This is a genomic window from Bacillus sp. EKM420B, assembly GCF_011065565.1.
GTDB lineage: Bacteria > Bacillota > Bacilli > Bacillales > Bacillaceae > Bacillus > Bacillus velezensis.
The window spans coordinates 740,003-757,914 of record NZ_JAAMNX010000001.1; the positions used below are offsets into that span (position 1 = coordinate 740,003).

Annotated in this window: 20 protein-coding genes; all 20 read left to right on the plus strand. The window is 45.4% G+C overall.

Going from position 1 to position 17,912, the window contains the following annotated elements:
• Positions 1–39 precede the first annotated feature (39 nt).
• The 20 genes from topA (at position 40) to fliL (ending at position 17,879) form a co-directional block, all read left to right on the plus strand.
• Positions 40–2,115, plus strand: coding sequence for a type I DNA topoisomerase (gene topA / locus G9F48_RS03710; protein WP_165409042.1), 2,076 nt, complete (start codon positions 40–42; stop codon positions 2,113–2,115).
• Positions 2,116–2,179: 64 nt separating this feature from the next.
• Positions 2,180–3,487, plus strand: coding sequence for an FADH(2)-oxidizing methylenetetrahydrofolate--tRNA-(uracil(54)-C(5))-methyltransferase TrmFO (gene trmFO, locus G9F48_RS03715; RefSeq protein WP_012117550.1), 1,308 nt, complete (start codon positions 2,180–2,182; stop codon positions 3,485–3,487).
• Positions 3,488–3,556: 69 nt separating this feature from the next.
• Positions 3,557–4,474, plus strand: a complete 918-nt coding sequence (xerC, locus tag G9F48_RS03720; protein WP_007409774.1) for a tyrosine recombinase XerC — start codon at positions 3,557–3,559, stop codon at positions 4,472–4,474.
• A 15-nt stretch (positions 4,475–4,489) separates the two neighbouring features.
• Positions 4,490–5,035 (plus strand): ATP-dependent protease subunit HslV, encoded by a 546-nt coding sequence (hslV, locus tag G9F48_RS03725; RefSeq protein ID WP_003154267.1) that lies wholly within the window; start codon positions 4,490–4,492, stop codon positions 5,033–5,035.
• A 16-nt stretch (positions 5,036–5,051) separates the two neighbouring features.
• A complete protein-coding gene (hslU, locus tag G9F48_RS03730; RefSeq protein WP_014305002.1) occupies positions 5,052–6,455 on the plus strand; it encodes an HslU--HslV peptidase ATPase subunit in 1,404 nt (467 codons plus the stop codon).
• A gap of 37 nt (positions 6,456–6,492) precedes the next feature.
• Entirely contained in the window at positions 6,493–7,272 is a 780-nt protein-coding gene (gene codY, locus G9F48_RS03735) for a GTP-sensing pleiotropic transcriptional regulator CodY (RefSeq protein ID WP_003154263.1), read from the plus strand.
• A 353-nt stretch (positions 7,273–7,625) separates the two neighbouring features.
• Positions 7,626–8,015, plus strand: coding sequence for a flagellar basal body rod protein FlgB (gene flgB, locus G9F48_RS03740; protein ID WP_003154260.1), 390 nt, complete (start codon positions 7,626–7,628; stop codon positions 8,013–8,015).
• On the plus strand, positions 8,015–8,467 hold the full coding sequence (gene flgC, locus G9F48_RS03745; RefSeq protein ID WP_003154259.1) for a flagellar basal body rod protein FlgC: 453 nt from the start codon (positions 8,015–8,017) through the stop codon (positions 8,465–8,467). The genes flgB and flgC overlap by 1 nt, the downstream gene beginning before the upstream one ends.
• A gap of 10 nt (positions 8,468–8,477) precedes the next feature.
• The gene (gene fliE, locus G9F48_RS03750) at positions 8,478–8,798 is read left to right on the plus strand and encodes a flagellar hook-basal body complex protein FliE (RefSeq protein ID WP_007409777.1); all 321 of its coding nucleotides are present in this window, start codon (positions 8,478–8,480) and stop codon (positions 8,796–8,798) included.
• Between the two features lie 42 nt (positions 8,799–8,840).
• Entirely contained in the window at positions 8,841–10,451 is a 1,611-nt protein-coding gene (gene fliF / locus G9F48_RS03755; RefSeq protein WP_062623353.1) for a flagellar basal-body MS-ring/collar protein FliF, read from the plus strand.
• Between the two features lie 12 nt (positions 10,452–10,463).
• The gene (gene fliG, locus G9F48_RS03760) at positions 10,464–11,480 is read left to right on the plus strand and encodes a flagellar motor switch protein FliG (protein WP_003154256.1); all 1,017 of its coding nucleotides are present in this window, start codon (positions 10,464–10,466) and stop codon (positions 11,478–11,480) included.
• Positions 11,473–12,228 (plus strand): flagellar assembly protein FliH, encoded by a 756-nt coding sequence (gene fliH / locus G9F48_RS03765; protein ID WP_165409043.1) that lies wholly within the window; start codon positions 11,473–11,475, stop codon positions 12,226–12,228. Before fliG ends, fliH begins: the two co-directional genes overlap by 8 nt.
• Positions 12,225–13,541, plus strand: coding sequence for a flagellar protein export ATPase FliI (gene fliI / locus G9F48_RS03770; protein WP_165409044.1), 1,317 nt, complete (start codon positions 12,225–12,227; stop codon positions 13,539–13,541). Before fliH ends, fliI begins: the two co-directional genes overlap by 4 nt.
• Before the next feature lie 5 nt (positions 13,542–13,546).
• Positions 13,547–13,990: a flagellar export protein FliJ gene (fliJ, locus tag G9F48_RS03775; protein ID WP_003154253.1), complete on the plus strand. Its 444-nt coding sequence runs from the start codon at positions 13,547–13,549 to the stop codon at positions 13,988–13,990.
• 11 nt (positions 13,991–14,001) lie between these two features.
• Positions 14,002–14,616: a MotE family protein gene (locus G9F48_RS03780; RefSeq protein ID WP_015388236.1), complete on the plus strand. Its 615-nt coding sequence runs from the start codon at positions 14,002–14,004 to the stop codon at positions 14,614–14,616.
• A 6-nt stretch (positions 14,617–14,622) separates the two neighbouring features.
• Positions 14,623–15,966 (plus strand): flagellar hook-length control protein FliK, encoded by a 1,344-nt coding sequence (locus tag G9F48_RS03785; RefSeq protein ID WP_165409045.1) that lies wholly within the window; start codon positions 14,623–14,625, stop codon positions 15,964–15,966.
• Positions 15,967–16,407 carry a flagellar hook assembly protein FlgD gene (gene flgD / locus G9F48_RS03790; RefSeq protein ID WP_003154247.1) on the plus strand — a complete coding sequence of 147 codons (441 nt, stop codon included), beginning with the start codon at positions 15,967–15,969 and terminating at the stop codon, positions 16,405–16,407.
• Between the two features lie 24 nt (positions 16,408–16,431).
• Positions 16,432–17,208: a flagellar basal body rod protein FlgG gene (gene flgG / locus G9F48_RS03795; protein ID WP_003154244.1), complete on the plus strand. Its 777-nt coding sequence runs from the start codon at positions 16,432–16,434 to the stop codon at positions 17,206–17,208.
• Positions 17,209–17,247: 39 nt separating this feature from the next.
• Positions 17,248–17,463 (plus strand): flagellar FlbD family protein, encoded by a 216-nt coding sequence (locus G9F48_RS03800; RefSeq protein ID WP_003154243.1) that lies wholly within the window; start codon positions 17,248–17,250, stop codon positions 17,461–17,463.
• Positions 17,460–17,879 carry a flagellar basal body-associated protein FliL gene (gene fliL, locus G9F48_RS03805; protein WP_014305005.1) on the plus strand — a complete coding sequence of 140 codons (420 nt, stop codon included), beginning with the start codon at positions 17,460–17,462 and terminating at the stop codon, positions 17,877–17,879. Before G9F48_RS03800 ends, fliL begins: the two co-directional genes overlap by 4 nt.
• Positions 17,880–17,912: the final 33 nt, after the last annotated feature.

Here is a 17,912-nt window from a genome sequence, read left to right on the forward strand (position 1 = left end):
ACTTGAAAAGAGAGAGAACACCTCTTGAGGGGGATGAAAATGTCTGATTATCTAGTCATCGTGGAATCGCCGGCAAAGGCGAAAACGATTGAACGTTATTTAGGGAAGAAATATAAAGTCAAAGCTTCAATGGGACATGTCCGGGATCTTCCGAAAAGTCAAATGGGAGTTGACATCGAACAGAACTTTGAACCGAAATATATTACGATCCGCGGAAAAGGCCCTGTTTTAAAAGAATTAAAAACAGCGGCAAAGAAAGCAAAAAAAGTCTATCTCGCGGCCGACCCCGACAGAGAAGGGGAAGCGATTGCATGGCATCTCGCACACAGTCTTGATCTGGATCTCAGCTCGGACTGCCGGGTCGTCTTTAATGAAATAACGAAAGACGCCATTAAAGAATCATTTAAACATCCGCGCATGATTAACATGGATCTTGTCGATGCGCAGCAGGCGCGCCGCATACTAGACAGACTCGTCGGATACAAAATCAGCCCGATTCTTTGGAAAAAAGTAAAAAAAGGCCTCAGTGCGGGCCGTGTGCAATCCGTTGCGCTCCGTCTGATCATCGACCGGGAAAAGGAAATCAATGACTTTAAACCTGAAGAGTACTGGACGATTACCGGCTCATTTTTAAAGGGAAAAGAGACGTTTGAAGCCGGATTTTTCGGGAAAAACGGCAAAAAGCTTCCTTTAAAAAGCGAAGAAGACGTAAAAGCCGTCCTTGCTCAGCTGAAAGGCAATAAGTATACAGTTGACAAGGTTACGAAAAAAGAGCGCAAACGAAATCCCGCTCTGCCGTTTACAACGTCCACTCTGCAGCAGGAGGCTGCCAGGAAGCTGAATTTCAGAGCGAAGAAAACGATGATGATCGCTCAGCAATTATATGAAGGAATTGATCTCGGCAAAGAAGGGACAGTCGGACTCATCACGTATATGAGAACGGACTCAACGCGGATTTCCAATACAGCCGTTGAAGAGGCATCAGCTTTTATTGATCAGGCGTACGGAAAAGAGTACTTAGCGGGAAAACGGAAGCCGGCAAAGAAAAATGAAAACGCTCAAGATGCCCACGAAGCGATCCGCCCGACTTCAGTGCTCAGAAAACCAGCCGACTTAAAAGCGGTGCTTGGAAGAGACCAGCTCAGACTATACAAGCTGATTTGGGAGCGCTTTGTTGCAAGCCAGATGGCGCCTGCCGTACTTGATACGATGAGCGTCGATCTCAGCAATAACGGATTGACATTCCGGGCAAACGGAAGTAAAGTCAAATTCGCCGGCTTCATGAAAGTCTATGTAGAGGGTAAAGACGATCAGCTGGAAGAAAAAGACCGCATGCTTCCGGACCTTAAAGAGGGAGACACGGTTTTATCGAAAGATATTGAGCCTGAGCAGCACTTTACTCAGCCGCCTCCGCGTTATACAGAGGCGCGCCTGGTTAAAACGCTTGAAGAACTGGGGATCGGCCGTCCTTCGACATATGCGCCGACTCTTGACACCATCCAGCGCCGCGGTTACGTGGGATTAGACAATAAACGGTTTGTGCCGACTGAGCTTGGGCAGATCGTGCTGGATCTTATCATGGAGTTTTTCCCGGAAATCATCAACGTTGAATTCACGGCTAAAATGGAAAGAGACCTTGACCATGTTGAAGATGGCCAGACAGAATGGGTTCAAATCATTGACAGCTTCTATACCGATTTCGAAAAACGCGTGAAAAAAGCGGAAGCTGAAATGAAAGAAGTGGAAATTAAACCTGAATACGCAGATGAAGATTGTGAATTATGCGGCTCCCGGATGGTTTATAAAATGGGCCGATACGGTAAATTTATGGCGTGTTCCAACTTCCCTGACTGCCGGAATACAAAACCGATTGTCAAACAAATCGGCGTAAAATGTCCGAAGTGCCATGAAGGAAACATTGTCGAACGAAAATCAAAAAAGAAACGCGTCTTTTACGGCTGTGACCGTTATCCTGAATGCGACTTCGTATCTTGGGACAAACCGATTGAACGAAAATGCCCGAAATGTGAAAATATGCTCGTAGAGAAAAAGCTTAAAAAAGGCATACAAGTCCAATGCGTCGAATGCGATTATAAGGAAGAACCACAGAAGTAGCGGTGAGCAGAGCCTTGCTCACCTTCTTTGTGTGGAAGGGACAAACAACAGGAGATGAAAAGAAATGAACCAGCAAACAGTTAATGTAATCGGAGCAGGCCTTGCCGGAAGTGAAGCGGCATGGCAGCTTGCAAAACGAGGAATTCAAGTAAAACTATACGAAATGCGGCCCGTCAGGCAGACGGCAGCCCATCATACTGATAAATTCGCTGAACTGGTATGCAGCAACTCCCTCCGTTCAAATACACTCGCCAATGCGGTAGGCGTATTAAAAGAAGAAATGCGGGCGCTTGACTCAGCAATCATTCAATCTGCTGATAAATGCTCGGTTCCCGCAGGGGGAGCGCTTGCCGTTGACCGCCATGAATTTGCGCAAAGCGTGACGGATCTCGTGAAAAACCATCCGAACGTAACGGTTCTTACTGAGGAAGTAACAGAAATTCCGGAAGGGCCGACGGTGATCGCGACCGGGCCGCTTACGTCAGAATCGCTTTCACAGCAGCTGAAAGAGCTCACGGGAGAAGAGTATCTGTATTTTTATGACGCGGCGGCGCCGATTGTCGAAAAAGACAGCCTTGATATGGAGAAAGTGTACTTAAAATCCCGTTATGACAAGGGAGAAGCGGCATACTTAAACTGCCCGATGACAGAGGAAGAGTTCGACCGTTTCTATGAAGCATTGACGACGGCTGAGACGGTTCCTTTAAAAGAATTCGAGAAAGAAATCTTCTTTGAAGGCTGTATGCCGATTGAAGTCATGGCGAAAAGAGGCAAGAAAACGATGCTGTTCGGACCGATGAAACCGGTCGGACTGGAAGATCCGAAAACAGGCAAGCGCCCTTATGCAGTCGTTCAGCTCAGACAGGATGACGCGGCGGGAACGCTTTATAATATTGTAGGTTTTCAGACACATTTAAAATGGGGAGACCAAAAAGAAGTGCTTAAACTGATCCCCGGCCTTGAAAATGTTGATATCGTCAGATACGGCGTCATGCACAGAAACACATTTATCAACTCGCCGAGCCTTTTGAACCCGACATATCAATTTAAACAGCGGAACGATCTGTTTTTCGCGGGCCAAATGACCGGTGTAGAGGGTTATGTTGAATCTGCCGCTTCAGGTCTTGTAGCGGGAATCAATGCCGCCAAACTTGTGCTCGGTCAGGATCTTGTGACATTCCCGCAGGAGACGGCGATCGGAAGCATGGCTCACTACATTACGACGACAAATCAGAAGAACTTCCAGCCGATGAATGCAAACTTCGGCCTCTTAAAAGAATTGCCTGTAAAAATTAAAAACAAAAAAGAACGAAATGAAGAATACGCTAAACGCGCAATTGAGACTATTCAAACTATTTCGAAAACGATATAGCTTTTCATTGCAACTTCGATGCATTATATGATACCATTTAAAAGCCCTTCGGAGAGGGAGGTCTTTATAATGACTGAGAATGTTAACTTTTTTTTAAAGTTATTCGTTGAATATTTACAAATTGAAAAAAATTATTCACAATATACTATTGTGAATTATGTTAATTCGATTGAAGAATTTGGGATGTTTCTGCATGCTCAAAATATAAATGGAATGAAAGAAGCTGCATATCATGATGTGAGAATATTTTTGACAGAGGCTTATGAAAAAGGCCTGTCAAGAAAAACAATCAGCAAGAAAATTTCAGCTTTGAGAAGCTTCTATAAATTTTTAATGAGGGAAAAGCTTGTTGAAGAGAATCCGTTTCAGCTTGTTCATCTGCCGAAACAAGAGAAACGGATTCCGAAGTTTCTTTATGAAAAAGAACTTGAGGAGCTATTCGCTGTCTCAGACAGAAGTCAGCCGTCAGGGATGCGCGATCAGGCCCTGCTTGAGCTTCTTTATGCGACCGGAATGAGGGTCAGTGAGTGCTGTACGCTCACTGTCGGCGATCTTGACCTGTTCATGGATACGGTGCTCGTTCACGGGAAAGGCAAGAAGCAGCGCTATATCCCGTTCGGCTCATATGCCCGTGATGCGCTGGAGCTGTATATCAACAGCGGAAGGCAGTGCCTGCTTGAAAAAGCAAAAGAGCCTCATGATGTGCTGTTTGTCAATCAAAGAGGCGGCCCGCTGACCGCCAGAGGAATCCGGTATATTTTAAGCGGGCTTGTAAAAAAAGCATCCGGCACTTTACATATACACCCGCATATGCTTCGGCACACGTTTGCGACTCATCTGCTGAATGAAGGGGCTGATTTAAGAAGCGTCCAGGAGCTTTTGGGCCATTCCAATCTGTCTTCTACGCAGATATACACGCATGTATCGAAGGAAATGCTGAGAAACACATATATGTCCCACCACCCGAGAGCTTTTAAAGAAAATTAAAAGGAGGCCCTTCTCATGTCATCTTTTCATGCGACAACGATTTTTGCCGTCCAGCATAACGGGAAAAGCGCTATGTCAGGAGACGGCCAGGTCACATTCGGTCAGGCTGTAGTCATGAAACATACTGCGAGAAAAGTGAGAAAGCTGTTTAACGGAAAGGTTCTGGCCGGATTTGCGGGATCTGTTGCAGACGCTTTCACACTTTTTGAAATGTTTGAGGCGAAGCTTGAAGAATACAACGGCAATTTAAAACGTGCGTCGGTTGAGCTTGCGAAAGAATGGCGCAGCGATAAAGTGCTGCGCAAGCTGGAAGCCATGCTGATTGTCATGAACCAGGATACCTTGCTTCTCGTATCGGGAACAGGTGAAGTGATTGAGCCGGATGACGGCATTTTGGCAATCGGCTCCGGCGGAAACTACGCCCTGTCAGCAGGCAGAGCGCTGAAAACCTATGCCGGAGAGAATCTGTCCGCCAAAGATATTGCAAAAGCCGCTTTGAAAATCGCAGGCGAGATTTGTGTGTACACAAACGATCAGATCATTTTGGAAGAACTTGAATAGAAAGGACTTGAGGCGCATGGAAAACAAACCGTTAACACCGAGACAAATCGTAGATCGGTTGGATCAATACATTGTAGGACAGCAGGATGCGAAAAAAGCTGTCGCCGTGGCATTAAGAAACCGCTATCGCAGAAGTCTTCTTGATGAAAAACTGAGAGACGAGATCGTTCCCAAAAACATCCTGATGATGGGCCCGACCGGGGTGGGGAAAACAGAGATCGCCAGACGGATCGCCAAGCTTACCGGTGCGCCATTTATAAAAATTGAAGCGACAAAATTTACAGAAGTCGGCTATGTAGGCAGAGATGTCGAATCAATGGTCAGAGACCTTGTTGAGACATCCGTTCGGCTCATTAAAGAAGAAAAAATCAGCGAAGTGAAAGAACAGGCTGAAGAAAATGCAAACAAACGTATAGTGCGGCTTCTCGTTCCGGGAAAGAAAAAACAAGCGGGTGTGAAAAATCCGTTTGAAATGCTTTTCGGAGGAAGCCAGACGGCAAATGATGATGAAGCCGACCAGCAGGAAGAAGCAAGCCTTGAAGAAAAAAGAAAACGCATGGCGCATCAGCTCGCATTGGGAGAGCTCGAAGACCATTACGTCTCCGTAGAGGTGGAAGAGCAGCAGCCGTCGATGTTTGACATGCTGCAAGGCTCCGGGATGGAGCAGATGGGCATGAATATGCAGGATGCGCTGAGCAATCTGATGCCGAAAAAGAAAAAACGCCGCAAAATGACGGTCAGAGAAGCAAGGAAGGTTCTGACCAATGAAGAGGCAGGCAAATTAATCGATATGGATGAAGTCGGCCAAGAGGCCGTGTTAAGAGCTGAAGAGGGCGGCATTATCTTTATTGACGAAATAGATAAAATCGCAAAAAACGGAGGGGCTTCTTCCTCAGCAGATGTATCGAGAGAAGGCGTTCAAAGAGATATCCTTCCGATTGTCGAAGGATCTACCGTCGTCACGAAATACGGCTCCGTCAAAACAGATCACGTGCTGTTTATCGCAGCCGGGGCATTCCATATGGCCAAACCGTCTGATCTGATTCCGGAGCTGCAGGGCCGCTTTCCGATTCGTGTAGAATTGAGCAAGCTGACGGTGGATGATTTTGTGAAGATTCTCGTCGAACCCGATAACGCGCTGTTAAAACAATATCAGGCTTTATTGCAGACAGAAGGTATATCTCTTGAATTTTCTGACGAAGCTATTCGTAAGATCGCCGAAGTGGCTTATCATGTGAATCAGGATACGGACAACATCGGAGCGAGAAGGCTTCACACGATATTGGAACGTCTCTTGGAAGACCTGTCGTTTGAAGCGCCGGACGTGACGATGGAAAAAGTCGCCATCACGCCGCAATACGTTGAAGAAAAGCTCGGAACGATTGCAAACAACAAAGATCTAAGTCAATTTATATTGTGAAAATTTAATAAGAGGAATTCTAGGAGGATTATTTATCATGGCTTTACTACAAAAAACACGAATTATTAACAGCATGCTGCAGGCTGCGGCAGGCAAACCCGTAAACTTTAAAGAAATGGCTGAAACGCTTCGTGACGTCATTGATTCTAATATTTTCGTCGTCAGCCGCAGAGGAAAGCTTTTGGGCTACTCTATTAATCAGCAGATTGAAAATGACCGTATGAAAAAAATGCTTGAAGACCGCCAGTTCCCGGAAGAGTACACGAGAAATCTTTTCAATGTTCCGGAGACGTCTTCAAACCTTGATATCAACAGCGAATATACGGCGTTTCCTGTGGAAAACAGAGACCTGTTCCAAGCGGGCTTAACAACGATCGTGCCGATCATCGGCGGAGGAGAGAGACTGGGCACGCTGATTCTGTCCCGTCTGCAGGATCAATTTGAAGATGATGATCTCATTCTTGCTGAATACGGAGCAACCGTTGTAGGGATGGAGATTTTAAGAGAAAAAGCGGAAGAAATCGAAGAAGAGGCGCGAAGCAAAGCGGTTGTTCAAATGGCGATCAGTTCTCTGTCTTACAGTGAACTTGAAGCGATTGAGCATATCTTTGAAGAGCTTGACGGAAACGAAGGCTTGCTTGTGGCAAGTAAGATTGCGGACCGTGTCGGCATTACGCGTTCAGTAATCGTTAACGCGCTGAGAAAGCTGGAAAGCGCAGGCGTCATTGAATCCAGATCACTGGGAATGAAGGGGACGTACATTAAAGTTCTGAACAACAAATTCCTTATTGAATTGGAAAACCTTAAATCTCATTAAGACAAAAGCAGGATCCCTGAAAATGGGGGTCCTGCTTTTTTTATGGACAATAGGTGAAAAGTTGCAGTTTAAAGTTGCTTATTGGAAGCTGATCTGAGATAATCCATCTTGCTGTGTGAAAAAAGGAGGAAGATACAGAAATTCTGCTATTTTCAGTCTTATATTAAACAAATGCTTGTAGTCCAAATACTCTAGGACTTAATACCTACATGCAAAATAGATATAATTGAGCACTTTTTTTTAGCCTAACTTCATAGACTTTAAGCCTGTTATTTCTTACAATAAGCATATGGTTTTACAATTCTCGACAAGGATTTTTAGGAGAAAAATATCTGAAATGGAGGTAAGTGGATTTGGACTTATTTTCTGGAACTATACAAAATCTTGAGAATGCCTTGGGGAGAGCGGACATTAAGCAAAAAGTCTTAACTAATAACATCGCCAATATAGATACACCGAACTATAAGGCAAAAAAAGTCTCTTTCCGAAATTTGTTAGATCAGGAAACATCCAATCTTGAGGCGGTAAAAACCGACTATCGGCACGTTGACTTTACGGGTTCAGGGGACGATTATTCTATCGTGTCCAGCAGTGATACATCGTACCAGCAAAACGGAAACAATGTCGATATCGACAAAGAAATGACAGATTTAGCCGAAAACCAAATTAATTATCAGGCTTTGGTTGAAAGAATGAGCGGCAAATTCAATTCTCTGAAAACCGTCTTGACAGGAGGAAAATAATGAGTGGCTTTCAAAGCTTAAATATTTCGGGCTCCGCTTTAACTGCACAGCGTGTCCGGATGGACGTCGTATCGTCCAACCTGGCCAATATGGATACAACGAGAGCGAAGCAGGTAAATGGCGAATGGGTGCCTTACAGAAGAAAGCTGGTATCTCTCCAATCCGGAGGCGAATCATTTTCGTCCCTTTTACATTCCAAGATGAACGGAACAGGAAGCGCGGGAAATGGCGTAAAGGTATCTGGCGTTACGGAAGACCCGTCCGCTTTTAATCTCGTTTATGATCCGGAGAATCCTGATGCGAATAAAGACGGATATGTACAAAAACCAAATGTAGACCCATTAAAAGAAATGGTGGATCTTGTCAGCAGCACGAGATCATATGAAGCAAACGTAACTGCATTAAACGCCTCCAAAGGCATGCTTTTGAAGGCTTTAGAAATCGGAAAGTAAGGTGATGTAAGTGGTTAACGCTATTACTCCTTTTCAGCTTCAACAAACCCAAAACACTCAAAACGTAACGAATCAATTAAACCAAACTCAAAAAACTGATTCTTCAAACCAAACAAGCTTTTCGGAGCTTTTAAAAAACTCTATTGATTCGTTAAATGAGTCACAAGTGAAATCTGACCAAATAACGAACGAACTGGCTGCAGGAAAGGATGTAAACCTTGACGAGGTCATGATCGCTGCCCAAAAAGCAAATATCTCTCTGACGGCCGCTACCGAATTCCGCAATAAAGCCGTGGAAGCCTATCAGGAAATCATGAGAATGCAGATGTAGTGGTCAGATTGAAGAGAATGACTGGAATGACCGGGGGTTAACATGAATCGTACTCTAATGCAAATGAAAACCAAAACGGCAGCGTTTTGGAACAACAGATCAAAAACACAGAAGATACTCATGGTAAGCGGCTTGGCCGCATTCATTATTTTACTCATCGTCGTTATTATTTTTACTTCGTCTGAAAAGATGGTGCCTCTTTATAAAGATTTGTCCGCGGAAGAAGCGGGGAAGATTAAAGAAGAGCTCGATACGAAAAAGGTGTCTTCTGAACTTGCTGACGGCGGCACGGTCATAAAGGTTCCTGAGAGCCAAGTGGATTCGCTTAAAGTCCAGCTTGCAGCGGAAGGCCTGCCGAAAACGGGATCAATTGATTATTCGTTTTTCGGACAAAATGCGGGCTTCGGCCTGACAGATAATGAGTTTGACGTTTTAAAGGTTGAGGCGACTCAGACCGAATTGTCAAACCTGATAAATGAAATGGACGGTATTAAAAACTCGAAGGTCATGATCAATATGCCGAAAGAAGCCGTGTTCGTCGGTGAAGATCAGCCGGCAGCGTCCGCATCCATCGTTTTGCAGATGAAACCGGGCTACTCGCTTGATCAAAACCAGATCAACGGGCTGTACCATCTCGTTTCTAAAAGTGTTCCGAACTTAAAAGAAGATAATATCGTCATAATGGATCAAAATTCTACATATTATGACAAAAGTGACAGCGGTGCAGGGTCCGTTTCTGACAGTTATGCATCTCAGCAAGGTATTAAGTCGCAGGTCGAAAAGGACATTCAAAAACATGTTCAGTCACTGCTCGGCACAATGATGGGGCAGGATAAGGTCGTTGTTTCCGTAACGGCGGATATTGACTTTACGAAGGAAAAACGCACTGAAGACACTGTCGAACCTGTCGATAAAGATAACATGGAAGGCATAGCGGTAAGCGCCGAAAAAGTTGCGGAAACGTATAAAGGCGACGGCGCGGCCAACGGCGGCACGGCCGGAACGGGAAGCAATGACACCGCGAACTATGCCGAGACAAACGGCGGTTCAAACAGCGGGGACTACGAAAAAAGCAGCAATAAAATCAACTATGAAGTCAACCGCATTCATAAAGAAATCGCGGAAAGCCCGTATAAAGTGCGTGATTTAGGCATTCAAGTCATGGTGGAGCCGCCTAATCCGAAAAATGCCGCTTCCTTATCAGCACAGAGACAGGCTGATATACAGAAGATTTTAGGAACGGTCGTCAGAACGTCTCTTGATAAAAACGAAACGCAAAATCAAAACCTGACAGACAATGATATCAACAATAAAATCGTTGTATCCGTTCAGCCGTTTGACGGAAAAACAAGCCTGAACACAGATTCGGCACAATCTTCAGGTCTTCCGATCTGGGTATACATTACAGGCGGCGTACTGCTTGCGGCCATTATTCTGCTTATTATTCTCCTCATCAGAAAGAAACGCTCACAAGAGGATGAATACGAAGAATATGAATATGAAACACCGCCGGAGCCGGTTCGATTGCCTGATATCAACGAAGAGAAAATTGAAACGGAAGAAACAGTCAGACGAAAACAGCTTGAAAAAATGGCTAAAGAAAAACCGGAAGACTTTGCTAAATTGCTTCGAAGCTGGCTGGACGAGGATTAGGGGGAATGGAAAATGGCGAAACGTGATCAGAACAAGCTTACAGGAAAACAAAAAGCAGCCATCCTCATGATTTCCTTAGGCCTTGATGTATCAGCTTCTGTGTACAAGCATTTGTCTGAAGAAGAAATTGAAAGATTGACTCTCGAGATTTCGGGAGTCAGAAGCGTCGATCATCAAAGAAAAGATGAAATCATTGAAGAATTTCATAATATCGCAATCGCTCAGGACTATATTTCACAAGGCGGTTTAAATTACGCCCGCCAAGTGCTTGAAAAAGCGCTCGGAGAAGACAAAGCGGTAAGCATTTTAAACAGGCTCACCTCTTCTTTGCAGGTAAAGCCGTTTGATTTTGCGAGAAAAGCGGAGCCCGAACAGATTTTAAATTTCATTCAGCAGGAACATCCGCAAACGATGGCGCTGATTTTATCCTACCTTGACCCGGTTCAGGCCGGACAGATTTTGTCTGAGCTGAACCCGGACGTTCAGGCTGAGGTGGCAAGAAGGATTGCGGTTATGGACAGAACGTCTCCCGAAATCATAAATGAAGTGGAGCGGGTCCTTGAACAAAAGCTGTCCTCCTCCTTTACGCAGGATTATACGCAGACCGGCGGCATAGAAGCCGTTGTTGAAGTGTTAAACGGCGTAGACAGAGGAACGGAAAAAACGATCCTTGATTCATTAGAAATCCAAGATCCTGAATTGGCGGATGAAATCAAAAAACGGATGTTTGTCTTTGAAGATATTGTCACCCTTGATAACCGTGCGATTCAGCGCGTGATCAGAGACGTTGAAAACGACGACCTCCTGCTTTCATTGAAGGTTGCGAGCGAGGAAGTCAAAGAGATCGTCTTCAGCAATATGTCACAGCGTATGGTTGAAACGTTTAAAGAGGAAATGGAAATTATGGGGCCTGTGCGTTTGCGTGATGTGGAAGAGGCGCAATCAAGAATCGTGGGCGTCGTCCGCAAGCTGGAAGAAGCCGGAGAAATTGTAATCGCGCGAGGCGGAGGAGACGATATTATTGTCTAATATCATTAAACAGCAATCATCATTTTCTCCTGAACAAAAACGGCGTAAGCTTTCCTTGCAGGAAGTCAGGAAAACACATTCCCAGCCAGACCGGGAGGAACTTGAAAATCCGGAGGCTCTCATGGCCTTTGCCAAGGCCGAAGCCGACAGGGTGTCTGAAGAAGCGAAAAGTCAATTGGATCACACTCTTCGGCAGATTGAAGAAGAGAAAAACCGCTGGGCGGAAGAAAAACAAAGATTGATGGAAGAAGCGAAGGCAGAAGGATATAAAGAAGGCATGGCATTGGGAAAAGCCGAGGCTCAAGCTGAATATGCCAATCTCATCAGCCGGGCCAATGCCGTTATGGGAATGGCGAGACAGTCAGTCGAGGAAAAACTGGAAAGCGCTGAGGAAGAAATTATTGAGCTTTCCGTTGCGCTCGCTAAAAAAGTATGGCGGCAAAAAAGTGACGATAAAGAGGCTTTCCTTCTGCTGGTCAAACAGGTAGTAGCCGAAGTAAAAGATTATGATGACATCTCCATCTATGTGGACCCTGAATATTATGAGACGGTTCATCAGCATATGGACGAAATTCAGCAGCTGTTATACAAAGAATGCAGATTAAGCTTATATGCCGATGAAAAAGCCGCGAAGGGAACGTGCTCGATAGAAACTCCGTTCGGACGTGTTGATGCAGGCATAGACACCCAGCTGATGCAATTAAAGCAAAAGCTTTTAACGGCGCTTGAGGCGGGAGCGGAGCAATGAAGACACAGTATTTAATAGACTCAATTGAAACAGCGGATCCGTACAAACGCTACGGCAAGGTTAAACGGGTCATCGGGCTGATGATTGAATCAAAAGGGCCCGAAAGCTCAATCGGAGATGTTTGTCTCATTTATCCGAAAGGCCATGCGAAAAAAGCAATTAAAGCTGAGGTTGTAGGCTTCCAGGATGAAAACATTCTGCTAATGCCTTATCTGGAAGCGGCCAGCATCGCGCCGGGCAGCATTGTGGAGGCCACTGGCGAGTCGCTCCGCATCAAAGTAGGGGCGGGGTTAATCGGACAAGTTGTCGACGCGTTCGGCGAACCTCTTGACGGCCGGGCGCTTCCGAAAGGTTTGTCCCCCGTTTCGACGGAACAGCCGCCGCCCAACCCGATGAAACGCCCGCCGATACGGGAAAAGATGGGCGTCGGCGTCAGATCGATTGACAGTCTGCTGACGGTAGGAAAAGGGCAGAGAATCGGGATTTTTGCCGGAAGCGGAGTCGGGAAAAGCACCTTGATGGGAATGATTGCGAAGCAGACTGAAGCTGATTTAAACATTATCGCACTTGTCGGTGAACGGGGGCGCGAGGTGCGTGAATTCATCGAGAAGGATTTAGGCGAAGAAGGCCTGAAACGCTCGATAGTCGTAGTCGCGACCTCTGATCAGCCTGCCTTAATGCGATTGAAAGCGGCGTATACGGCCACCGCCATTGCGGAGTATTTCCGCGATAAAGGCCGAAATGTGATGTTCATGATGGACTCCGTCACTAGGGTCGCGATGGCTCAGCGGGAAATCGGCCTGGCAGCGGGAGAACCGCCGACAACAAAAGGATATACACCTTCTGTGTTCGCTATTTTGCCCCGTTTGCTGGAAAGAACGGGCGCGAATGAACAAGGAACGATAACCGCTTTTTATACGGTTCTCGTTGACGGAGATGACATGAACGAACCGATTGCCGATACGGTGCGCGGAATATTAGACGGGCATATCGTTCTCGACCGGGCGCTTGCCAACAAGGGGCAGTTTCCGGCCGTGAACATCCTGAAAAGCATCAGCAGGGTCATGTCTAATATTTCAGACACAGCGCACATAGAGGCGGCCAACAAATTCCGCGATCTTCTGTCAACTTATCAAAACTCTGAAGATCTCATTAATATCGGAGCTTACAAAAGAGGGTCATCAAGAGAAATTGATGAAGCGATTCAGTTTTATCCGCAGCTTATTCAATTTTTAAAACAAGGAACGGAAGAACCTGCTCAATTGGAAGACAGCATTGCGGCATTGACGAGTCTGACAGGAAATGAGGAATAAACATCATGGCGTACCAATTCAGATTTCAAAAGCTGCTGGAATTAAAAGAAAATGAAAAAGACCAAACATTGACTGAATACAGACAATCGGTTTCTGAATTTGAGACAGTGGCTGAAAAACTATATGAAAATATGAGCAAAAAAGAATTGCTCGAAAAAGACAAAGAATCAAAGCTGAAATGCGGGATGAGCGTTCAGGAAATGAGACATTATCAGCAATTCGTTTCCAATCTTGAGAACACCATCTATCATTATCAAAAGCTTGTCATCATGAAACGAAATGAAATGAATGAGAAGCAGGAACAGCTCACCGAAAAAAACATTGAAGTAAAGAAATTTGAAAAAATGCGGGAAAAACAATTTAATATGTTCGCACTTGAAGATAAAGCTGCAGAGATGAGGGAAATGGACGACATTTCAATCAAGCAGTTTATGATTCAGGGGCATTAGGAGCGAATGAAATGGCCGATAAAGAAAAGAGATCTGGAAAGTTCGGTTCAATCCTGCTTTTTATCATGATCCCGCTGATTTTTCTGATCATCGTCGCAAGCATCATCCTTTGGGCTGCCGGCGTTGATGTGATGAAGCCGATTCAGGAAACAGCCGCTAAAACGCCTGTTTTAAAAGAATTGGTTCCCGAAACGAAAGAAATGAAAAGCGCGGCGGAAAAGCAGAAGGAAGACAGAACGGCTTCTCTTGAAAAGACCATAAAGGAACAAAAAAGTGAAATTAACATTTTGAATAAAGATTTAGACACAAGCAAGTCCGAAATCGATAATCTGAATCAGAAAATCCGTTCGCTGAAACAGGAAGCTGAACAGCAGCAGAAAACGAAGACGGATGAAACAAAAAAAGATGCTTCGGATTCAGCCGGAAAAGATAAAATGATCAACATCTATAAAAGTATGGACAGCGGTAAAGCGGCAAGCATTATCGTAAAGCTGAAAGAAAAAGAAGCCCTCGATATTTTAAATGGATTAAGTAAAAAGCAGCTTGCTGAAATCTTGACGAAAATGACTCCTGAACAAGCGGCTAAATATACAGAAAAACTATCCGCTGACGGAAATAAGGAGTGATGTAAGTTGAAGCTGCTTGAATTAACGGGTAATCGTACGCAGACTGCGCAAAACAGCAATGTGAAGACGAATGTAAACAGCTTAGGTCTATTTCAGAACTGGCTCCTGTCGGAAATCACTTCTCCCCGGCAGCCCGGAGATGAAACAAAAACAAGTGACGCAGAGCTGAATGATGCCCTATCGAAAATCGGTGATTGGCTGAAAGCCGGCCCGGAAGATAAAGAATTGCAGCTTAAACAGCTGCTTGAGGCGGTAAAAGCTCTTGAAGGAAAGCAGACGGCTGAAACAGCTCTTCCTTTATTGAAACAGCTTGCCGAATCCGTTGAAGACATGTTAGCGGGAAAACAGCAGGGGGCGAAGCCTGAAACGGATGAGCCGGATTCTTCCGCAAAAGACGGGGATTCCGTCAAGGATGCGCTTGAGAAGGGCTTGCTTTTCATTCAAGAAGCCGTATCCCGGCTCTTCACATCTCAGCAGGAACTGCCTGACAGCACGCAGGCAAAGGCGGTTTACCGGGAAGGCGCCCGTTTATTAGAGGCATTGAAAAAACAAGGTGTTCCGGACCGCGTGATTCAAGACCTGCGGCAGACATTTTTTCCGAAAAACGAATCTGCATCTAAACTTTACTCCATGACAGCCGCTGAGCTGAAGAGCTTTCAAAGCGTCGCGGAGCAGCTTGCGGGCCTTTCTCAAAAGGGAACAAAGGAATGGGATATGGCTGAAACTGAGCTGAAAGCTTTTGTGTTATCTCAATCATCTGAATCATCCCAAGAGTCAGCCGGGAAAACGGAACAGCAAAACGGCGGCACGGTTTCTCACGCAAAGGCGCCTGACAGCAAATTGTCTGCACATATACTGTTTTCGGGAACGAGAAGCCTTGCCGGCATTCAGCAAGCGTCCGCAGGAGCTGAACAGCAGCCGGCAGAAAATAAACCGTTAACGGATCAGGTTATCAGCGGCTGGAAACAGATGAAATACACGCCTTTCGGGAAAGCAACCGGAAGCTTTACGATTCGTCTTAATCCCGAGAACCTCGGATTTGTCACAATTAAGGTGACAAACGAAAACGGGATGTTTCAAAGCAAAATAATCGCATCCAGCCAGTCCGCGAAAGAGCTGCTGGAACAGCATCTTCCTCAGCTGAAACAGTCGCTTCCGAATATGTCGGTCCAGGTCGACCGTTTTACAGTCCCGCTTCAAGGCGGGGATCAGCAGCCTGTTTACGGGCAGACGGCCGATCACAATAAACAGCAGCATCAGGGACAGAGAGAACAGAAGAACCAGCAGCAGTCAGGCGATTTCGGAGATATGCTGGAGGAGCTTTCTCTCAATGAAATGGAGGAAGAATAGTTGACATCAGTAAACTCGGATTATGCCGCGGCGGGCGCTTCAACCACTTCAAACGCGAAGAGCACCTCCGCAGTAAACAGCAGCACGAATTTAGGGAAAGACGAATTTCTGAAGATCTTAATGACACAGGTTCAAAACCAGGACCCGCTCAATCCGGTTGATGACAAAGAATTCATCAGCCAGATGGCGACATTTTCTTCATTGGAGCAAATGATGAATATGAATACGACGATGACTAAATTTGTAGAAAATCAAGATCCGTTTACGATGTATGTGAACTGGATCGGCAAAAATGTCACATTCAGCGACAGCGACGGGAAGGATCAGACAAGCCCAGTCAATTCAGTCAAGCATTCAAACGGCAATTACGTGCTCGTGCTTGAAAATGGCAAAGAGGTCAGTCCGTGGAATGTCACGGCCGTCAGCGAAACATCTAAATAAAAAGAAACCCAGGGGGAATTTAACATGTTACGTTCATTATATTCCGGTATCAGCGGCATGAAAAACTTTCAGACAAAACTAGATGTAATCGGCAATAACATCGCCAACGTCAACACAGTGGGATTTAAGAAAAGCCGCGTTACATTTAAAGATATGATCAGCCAGACAGTCGCCGGCGGTTCAAACGTGACCAATTCAAAACAAATCGGCTTGGGTGCCGCGACTTCTTCCATTGATGTCGTTCATTCAACCGGCGCCCCGCAGGCTACACAGAATAAAACCGACCTAGCCATTGACGGAGACGGATACTTTCAGATTAATACAGGTTCGGGAATCGTTTACACACGTGCGGGGAATTTCGGAAAGGACAATCAAGGCAACCTTGTTACGACTGACGGGTACTACCTTGAAAAAATCGGCGGCGGCAAAATCAATATTCCGACTGATGCGAAAGATTACAGCATCGGTGCAGACGGAACCGTTACATACACTGATGCAGGGGATGCGGTTCATGATGCCGGACAAATCGGTCTGGTCACGTTCCCTAACAGCGCCGGTCTGGAAAAAATCGGAGGCAATCTTTACAGAGAATCATTAAGTTCAGGAGCTGCGAGCGCAGTCACCACTCCGGGCGAAAACGGAACGGGTAAGCTTTTGGCAGGCTATCTTGAAATGTCAAACGTAGATCTGACAGATGAATTTACCGAAATGATCGTTGCTCAGCGCGGTTTCCAATCAAACTCAAAAATCATTACGACTTCAGATGAAATCCTTCAGGAGCTGGTTAATCTGAAACGGTAAGGAGGGAGGAGAGGCGGTTAGGCCGCTTCTCCGGATTGCATGATTCAAGTCACCCGTTTAAACGGCCAGCCTTTTACGCTGAACGCGCTGTTTATCGAACAGATTGAGTGCTTCCCCGACACGACGATTACACTGTCCAACGGCAAAAAGTTCGTAGTGAAAGAACCGGAAGAAGCAGTTCTCAAAAAAGTCATATCGTTTTACCATAGCATACAAATATTTTCACTGGATCAGGGAATAGAGGAAGAAGAATGAAGAAAAAATTAGTCATCATTTTGCTGATTATTTTAGTTGTCATTGCCGGCCTCGGAACGGCAGCATATTTTGTCGTCAGCGGACATTCCGGCAAAGATAAAAAGCCGACAATTGACGAAGTCGTTGCAGCCACTGTGTCTGTCGACGATATCACGACAAACTTAAAGTCTGACAGCATCATCCGTATCGGCATCAAGCTTGAAACCGACTCGGCTAAAGCGAAGGAAGAACTTGAAAAACGCGATTTTCAGGTGAAAGACAACATCATTTCCATTTTAGCTGACACAAGCGCCGGAGAGATTGAGGGAGATAAAGGAAGAGAAGCGTTTAAACAATCATTAAAAGAGAAAGTAAACAGCTATCTCCAAGAAGGAAAAGTTCAGAAAGTGTACATTACCTCCTTTAATCTGCAATAAAAACAAATTTGACAGAATACGGAGGTGAAGAAA